Origin of the sequence: Streptomyces flavofungini (genome assembly GCF_041028215.1) — a bacterium.
Classification (GTDB): Bacteria; Actinomycetota; Actinomycetes; order Streptomycetales; family Streptomycetaceae; genus Streptomyces; species Streptomyces flavofungini_B.
The window spans coordinates 22,033-29,341 of sequence record NZ_JASKYR010000018.1; the positions used below are offsets into that span (position 1 = coordinate 22,033).

Below are 7,309 nucleotides of genomic sequence, written 5' to 3' on the forward strand. Positions count from 1 at the left end.
ATTCTCACAGGTCCCGGCGCGCTCACAGTGTCAGCTCCGGGTGCAGCCGGTCGAGGGTCCACACCTGCTTGCGGCGCGCGGAGAGCGCGGTGAGGGCCAGCGCGCCCAGGGTGAACGCCGTGAGGACCGCGCACGCCAGCCACACCGGCCCGAGGCCGCCGCCCGTGATCAGCCGGCGCAGCGCGTCGACCACGTGGCTCATCGGCAGGAACGGGTGGATGGCGCCGAAGAAGCCGGGGCTCGTCTGGACGGGATAGGTGCCGCCCGCCGAGGTGAGCTGGAGCATCAGCGCGGCGAGGACGAGAATCCGCCCGGCCGCTCCGAAGCGGGCGTTGAGCCACTGCACGATGGCCGCGAAGCACGCCGTGACCAGGAAGAGGAAGGCGACCGCACCGGCCGCCCGGGCCATCTGGAGGCCGAGCCCCCAGTGCAGTACGGACATCAAAGCCACCGTCTGGAGCACGCCGAGCGCCGCCACCGGCAGCCATCCCGCCAGCGCGATGCGCCACGCGGAGGCGCCCGCGGCGAGCGCGCGCCGGTTGAGCGGCTGGATCAGCATGTACGCCACCATCGCGCCGACCCAGAGGGAGAGCGGGATGAAGTAGGGCGCGAAGCCGGTGCCGTAGTTGGGCGCCTCGTGCAGCGACTGGGAGGCGAGCCGGACGGGGTCGGCCATGACCTCCGTACGGTCGTGGCGGTCCTGCTTGTCGTAGTCGGGGATCTTCTTGACGCCGTCGTGGAGCCCGCCGGACAGCTTCGCCGAACCGTCGGCGAGTTTGTAGAGGCCGCTCTTGAGGTCGCCCGCGCCCGTCTCCAGCTTGCCGATGCCCGCGTCGAGGCCGGTCGCCCCGGTCTCGGCGGTGCCGAGGCCGGTGTTGAGCTTCTTGGCGCCCGCGGCGACCTTGCCCGCCCCCGCGTCGAGTTCGTTGATCTTTGCGACCGCCTTCTCCAGGTCCTCGTCGAGGTGCGGGGCGCGGTCGGCAAGATCCCGGGACTTCCTCTCCAGTGTGGCGAGGTGCTTGTCGAGCTTTCGCACGTCGCTGTGCTGGTCCTGGATCACGGCGTTCATGTCGTCGGCGATCGTCGACACGTTCGCCGCGGCCTCCTTGACCTCCTTGAGCTGCGGGCAGAAGGGGTCGGGCACGGGGACGTTCCCGCACCGCTTCGTGTAGTACCCGCTGATGGTCCGAGATCCGCGCTCGGCCCCCTTGGCCGCCTCGGGCGCGAGCTTCACCCAGGTGCCCAGGTTGCGGCGCATCGCCTTGGAGGAGTCGGCCACGAGCCGGGCGGTGTCCCCGATGGTCCTGCCGTTGTCCTTCAGGAAGGGCCGCACCTTGTCGGCGGTGCCGTTGACCTTGGCCGCCAGCCGCCCCGTGCCGTCGGCGACCTTCCTGGAGCCGTCCTTCAGATCGCCCGCTCCCTTGTGGAGCTTCTTGACCCCGGCCGCCAGGTCGCCGCTGCCGTCCTTGGCGTCGCCGAGCCCCTTCGCGAGGTCCTTCGACCCCTTCTTCGCCTTGCCGATGCCACCGTCCAGCTTGTCGGCGCCGTCGGCGGCCTTCTGCGTCGCGCCGTGGATGTCGGAGAAGGAGATGAAGATCTTGTCGAGGAAGGACCGCGAGGCCTTGTTGGAGGCGGCCGAGCGGACCTCGGAGAAGACCGTCCGTGAGATCTGCCCGACGATGTAGTTGTTGGCGTCGTTCGTGCGGACCCGCAGGGCGCCCGTCTCCGGGGAGGAGCCCGAACTCGACGCGATGCGCTTGCTGAAGTCGGACGGCATCGTCAGCGACAGGTAGTACGTGCCGTCCTCGACGCCCCTGCGCGCCTCGTCGTCGCTGACCTCGCGCCAGTCGAAGGTCTTGCTGTCGCGCAGCCCCCGGACGATGGAGTCGCCCGCGTCTAGCTTCTTGCCCTGCGCGCTCGCCCCCTTGTCCTCGTTGACCAGCGCCACGGGTATGCGGTCGAGACGGCCGTAGGGGTCCCAGAAGGAGCACAGGTACAGGGCGCCGTACAGCAGGGGCAGGAGCAGGAGCGCGGCGAGCGCCGCGCGCGGAAGCCTGCCCCTGCCGAAGCGCCTGAGCTCAAGAGCGGCCAGCTTCGGCGAGCGCATCCGCCGTCTCCTTGTCGTCGTCGGTGGCCTGCGGGCCGTTCCCGGCCCGTGCCGGGTCCGTGCGGGTGCGCACCACGACCGCGCCCTCGGGCGCCTCGCTGCACACGGCCACCACGGTCGTGCCGCTCCGGGTGAGGGACCTCAACAGCTCCCAGGCCTCCTGGCGTTCGGCGTCCGAGAGCTTCAGGTCGGTGTCGTCGACGCCGAGCAGGCGCGGGCTCCCGATCAGGGCGAGGGCCACGGAGAGCCGCAGGATCTCCAGGCGCTCCAGGTCGCGCACGGCGGTCCGCCCGGCCTTGGGCAGTGACTCCAGACCGAGCCCCGCGGCGGCGAGCGCCGCCTCGACGCGCAGCCGGGTCTCGTGCGCGCGCTCGGCACGCGGGCGCAGGAGTCCCCGCAGCGGGCCGCCGAAGCGCCGCTGGAGGAGCGCCCGTTCGCGCAGGTGCTCCGCGACGGTCAGGGCCGGGTCGAGATCGGTGACGCCGGGCACCGGGCCGAGCGCGCTCACGCGGCGCACGGCGGCCAGCTCCCCGGGGAGGACGGAGCGCCCCACGCGGGCCGACCCCTCCGTGGCGCGCATACGTCCCGTCAGCGCGAGCAGAAGGCAGGTGCGGCCGGAGCCCGAGGGACCCTCCAGCGCGATCAGCGATCCTGGCGGGGCGTCGAAGCCGATCCCGCGGAACACCCATCCGCGCGGCCCCTTCAGACCGAACCCCTCGGCGCTGACGGCGACGGGCGGCGTCTTGTCGGTGCCGGCGGCCGCAGGCCGCGCCTCGTCGGTCGGACCGTCCACAGTCCCCCTGACCCTTCTTCCACTTTTTGCACTGACTGGTCAGTACAAAAGTAAGCCCGAACCGGCCGCCGGGGCAAAAGGCCAGGTCAGGGCCGATTGTCAGTGGGGTGCTTCACAGTGGGCACATACGGCCACTGTGCCGTCACACGACGACAGGAGGTTCGTCATGGCCAGCTCTTCCGCAGCAGCCGCACGTCGGCACCGCGCCGTCGGAGCTGCTCCCTCACTGACCGGCCCGGCGAGCGATGTCCACCCCGTCCTGCGCCGCGCGACCGCCCCGCCCGCCGCTCTCGAACTCCTCGGCCAGGCCCGCGCCGGAATCGAGGAGGCGACCCGCCTCGACGCCCCGAACGAGCGCTATGCCACCGCCCACCTCGCCGCCCTGCGCACCGCGGCCGCCGTCCTCGCCGCGCGCGGCAGGCCCGAGACGACCCCGCGCCGCAGGCAGCGCATCCGAAGCGCCTGGGAAGTCCTCCCCGAGATAGCACCCGAACTGACCGAGTGGAGCGCCCTCTTCGCCTCCGGCGCCGCCCGCAGGGCCCGCGCCGAGGCGGGCATCCAGGGCGCCGCCACCGCCCGCGACGCCGACGACCTGCTGCGGGACGTGGCGATGTTCCTGCGCATCGTCGAGCGGATGCTGGTCCTCCAGCCCGTGCTGCCCCAGCCGAGGCCGGAGCCGCCCGGGGCGGGAGAGGAGCCGCCCGAAGCGAGCTGACGCGAGCCGGTGCGGGCGTCCCGCTCCCCGGGACGGGTGACCGGGGCACCGGGCGGCAGGCAATAGGGTGGGGGTTGTTCGCACCCCACGCGCCGAGGAGTCAACTGCCGTGTCGGACCCGATGCGCCCGCCCGTCTCCCACCACCGCCATCAGACGGCGTCTCTGCGCTCCGACCCCTCCCGTCCGCGCGCCTCCCTGCGTACCGCCGTGGTCTGGGACGTCCTGAAGGACGCCCTCGACCGCCGCGTCAAGGCCACGGGCCGGGAGTCACGCTCCGAGCTCGACGTGCTCGACACCGGGGGCGGCAGCGGCAACTTCGCGGTGCCCGTCGCCCGCCTCGGACACCGGGTCACGGTCGTCGACCCCAGCCCGAACGCGCTGTTCGCGCTGGAGCGCCGGGCCGCGGAGGCCGGGGTCGCCGACCGGGTGCGCGGTGTCCAGGGCGATGTGCTCGGGCTCTTCGACGTCGTCGACCGCGGCGGCTTCGACGCCGTCCTGTGCCACGGCGTCCTGGAGTACGTGGACGACCCGGCCGAGGGCGTGCGCCTGGCCGTCGACGCGCTGCGTCCCGGCGGCATCCTCAGCCTGCTCGGCGCGGGACTCGGCGGTGCCGTGCTCGCCCGGGCCCTCGCGGGCCACTTCACGGAGGCGCGGAGCGCGCTCGCCGACCCGGCGGGCCGCTGGGGCGAGGGCGACCCCGTGCCGCGCCGCTTCACCGCCGAACAGCTCACCGCGCTCGTGGAGGCCGCGGGCGTCCGCGTCGACGCGGTGCACGGGGTCCGGGTCTTCGCCGACCTGGTGCCCGGCGTCCTCGTGGACACCGAGCCGGGAGCCCTTGAGGCCCTGCTCAAGCTGGAGGCGGTCGCCGCGGAACTGCCCGCCTTCCACTCCGTCGCCACCCAGCTCCATGTGCTCGGCGAGGTCCGGGAGACGTCCGGAACCTGAGGTGCGCCGGTGCCGCCCCCGCTGATCAGCGGCGCAGCCGCACATGGAGTACGCCACAGGCCCCCCGAACGGGCTACCGGCGCCGTATGATCGAGGGACACCGTCCTGCATGACAGTCCGGCCGCTGGGGAATGCACGCTTCAGAGGGCCGGAGGGGCATGAAGGTCCGGTTTGGCGAAGTTGGCGCAGAGGGGCGGGTTTCACGGGGGCGATTCCCTGCCTATCCTGAAGGGGACCCCCGGTCGCCCCGGCGACTGCACGATGAGGAGGACTCCGTGCCGCTCTCGGAGCACGAGCAGCGCATGCTCGAGCAAATGGAGCGAGCGCTGTACGCCGAAGATCCCAAGTTCGCGACAGCGCTTGAGGGAAGCGGGCTGCGCACGTACACCCGGAAGCGGGTCTACCAAGCGGTCGTGGGCTTCCTGGTGGGCATCGCCCTTCTCATGGCCGGAATGGTCGCCCAGCAGATCTGGATCAGCGTGGTGGGTTTCCTCGTCATGCTGGGCTGCGCGGTGCTCGCCGTCACCGGTTGGCGCAAGGCTCCCAAACCCGGTGAGCAGGGTGCGGGCACGGCCGCGGCGCAGGGCGGGCCGCAGGCCCGGCGCCAGACGCGGCAGCGCCGCTCGGTCATGGACCGCATCGAGCAGCGGTGGCAGCGCCGCCGCGACGAGCAGGGCGGTCAGTGAGCGGAGCCCCGCCGGGCCGAGCGGACGATCAGAGCTGTGTGTGAGGGGTGACCGCCACCGGGCGGTCACCCCTCACACACGTATACGCCCGCGGGGGTCTTCCCCCGCCGCTCAGCCTCCCTGCTGGGCCCGGCGCGGCAGTTTCCTCGTCAGAGCCGTCCACCCCTTGGTGATCCGCTCGCTCCACCGCTCGCTCACCGCCGACCAGCGCTCCGAGGCCGCCCACACCACCCGAGCGGTCGAACGCGGCGCGAGCGTCGCCCGCAGCCGGGTGGACCGGCTCGCCGAGGCCCGGAGACCCTGGCGTATCAGGCGCACGTCGTCGGAGAGTCCCGTGGCGGGCCGCGGGGAGGGGGCGTACAGCACCTGCTCCACCGCGGTCGCCAGCCGGTGCGCGGCCTCGGCGGGCTCCGCCGACAGCTCCCCGACACGGACGATCCGGGCGGCGGCCCCGCGCGGCGTGAGGGACTCGTCCGGCAGGATGCCGTGGTCCCAGGCCGTGTCGGTCACCTCCAGCCAGGCGGCGAGCGTCCGTGCCGCCGCGGCCTCCGGAGTGGGGCCGCCCGGGCCCCTGGCCCGGCCGTCGCCCGGCGCCGGGCCGTGCGGACCCGTCGCGAGCCGCACCGACTGCATCCGGGTCCGCCACAGCAGCGGGGACAGGAACGCGAACAGCAGAAGCAGCGCGGCCAACGAGAGAGCCACGATCTTCCCGACGGGCGGCCCGTCGTCGCCCGAACCGGCCGCGATGTCCGGCGCGGCACTCGCACAGCCGCCCTGCTTCGCGAGGTCGGGCGGGCAGCTCTCGGAAGCCGAAGGCGCCGCGGAGGGCTCGGCGGAGGCCGAGGGCTCGGTCGTGTCGGAGTCGTCCGTGTCACCCGGGCCGACGTCGGAGCGGGTGTACTCCGGCACCGAGCCGCGGTTGGGCGTCGGCTCGAAGCGGGTCCAGCCCACGCCCTCGAAGTAGAGCTCGGGCCAGGCGTGCGCGTCCCGCAGCCCCACCGACATGGTGCCGTCCGCCTGCGCGGAGCCCGGCGTGAAGCCGACCGCGACGCGGGCCGGGATGCCGAGCGTCCGCGCCATGGAGGCCATCGCGAAGGAGAAGTGGACGCAGAAGCCCTCCTTCTGCTCCAGGAAGCGCCGGATCGCGGACGGACCACTGCCCGCCCTGACCTGGGTGTTGTACGTGAAGCCGCCGTCGGAGGCGAAGTAGTCCTGGAGCTTGACCGCCTGCTCGTAGGGGTTCGCGGCGCCCTTGGTTACCTGGCGGGCCCGGTCCGCGACCATCCCCGGCAGGGAGTCGGGGACCTGGGTGAACTCCTTGCGCAGATCCTTGGGCGGTTCGGCCGCGTTCGCGAGCTGCTCGGCCGTGGGCTCCACGACCAGGCTCGTGACCTGGTACCTCGCACCCCGCGTGGTCTGTCCCCGGTCACCGACGAGGGCGCGGCCCACTGGTTCGTACCGCCAGCGGCCGCCGATCTCCACGCGGCTGGCCGGGAAGGGCATGGGCAGCCAGTTCTGCGCGTAGGTCTCGGAGGCCTGGATGTTCGTCCGGACCTCGCTCCTGCGCACCTCGGCGGCAAGGCCCCGGGGGACCGGCAGCGGTGAGGGCACGTCCTCGATGCGCCGCACGGTCGTCTTCCACGTCGTGCCGTCGAACTGGTCGAGCGAGACGATGCGCAGGTACTGGCCCTCGGTCTGCTCGGCGTTGGTCCGGTAGGTGATGACCTCGCGGTCCTCCGGCTGGTTCAGGCTGTCCTGGAGCGCGACCAGCGGGTTCACGGCGGAGATCGTCCCGCCGCCGCCCGAGCCGCTTCCTCCCGCGCCGCCGTTGCCGCCAAGGAGGCCGCCGTCGAGGGCGGGCAGCGCGAGCGGCACCACCAGGGCGATGCCCAGGGCGACGGCGCCGATGCGCCGTCCGGTGCGGACCGGGGCGRGYACTCCGGGRGCCTGGAGAGCAGTACCGGAGTGATCGCCCCGGTCCGCACCGGACGGCGCATCGGCGCCGTCGCCCTGGGCATCGCCCTGGTGGTACCGCTCGCGCTGCCCGCCCTCGACGGCGGCC

At 73.2% G+C, this 7,309-nt stretch carries 6 protein-coding genes; 3 read left to right on the forward strand and 3 right to left on the reverse strand.

Going from position 1 to position 7,309, the window contains the following annotated elements; all coding sequences use genetic code 11:
* Positions 1 to 22 precede the first annotated feature (22 nt).
* Positions 23 to 2,107, reverse strand: a complete 2,085-nt coding sequence (locus tag AB8Z36_RS02840) for a YhgE/Pip family protein (RefSeq protein ID WP_369211560.1) — start codon at positions 2,105 to 2,107, stop codon at positions 23 to 25.
* Positions 2,079 to 2,900, reverse strand: a complete 822-nt coding sequence (locus AB8Z36_RS02845) for an ATP-binding cassette domain-containing protein (protein ID WP_440581842.1) — start codon at positions 2,898 to 2,900, stop codon at positions 2,079 to 2,081. The genes AB8Z36_RS02840 and AB8Z36_RS02845 overlap by 29 nt, the downstream gene beginning before the upstream one ends.
* Before the next feature lie 166 nt (positions 2,901 to 3,066).
* On the opposite strand from AB8Z36_RS02845, the gene AB8Z36_RS02850 reads away from it, so the two are divergent.
* The 3 genes from AB8Z36_RS02850 to AB8Z36_RS02860 all read left to right on the forward strand — a co-directional run bounded on the left by AB8Z36_RS02850 (position 3,067) and on the right by AB8Z36_RS02860 (position 5,247).
* Positions 3,067 to 3,615: an SAV_6107 family HEPN domain-containing protein gene (locus AB8Z36_RS02850; protein WP_369211561.1), complete on the forward strand. Its 549-nt coding sequence runs from the start codon at positions 3,067 to 3,069 to the stop codon at positions 3,613 to 3,615.
* Between the two features lie 109 nt (positions 3,616 to 3,724).
* On the forward strand, positions 3,725 to 4,561 hold the full coding sequence (locus AB8Z36_RS02855) for a class I SAM-dependent methyltransferase (protein ID WP_369211562.1): 837 nt from the start codon (positions 3,725 to 3,727) through the stop codon (positions 4,559 to 4,561).
* Positions 4,562 to 4,836: 275 nt separating this feature from the next.
* Positions 4,837 to 5,247 (forward strand): DUF3040 domain-containing protein, encoded by a 411-nt coding sequence (locus AB8Z36_RS02860; RefSeq protein WP_369211563.1) that lies wholly within the window; start codon positions 4,837 to 4,839, stop codon positions 5,245 to 5,247.
* 111 nt (positions 5,248 to 5,358) lie between these two features.
* On the opposite strand, the gene AB8Z36_RS02865 is transcribed toward AB8Z36_RS02860, so the two are convergent.
* Positions 5,359 to 7,309 (reverse strand): transglutaminaseTgpA domain-containing protein (locus AB8Z36_RS02865; protein ID WP_369211564.1); only part of this gene is annotated, 1,951 nt, incomplete at its 5' end.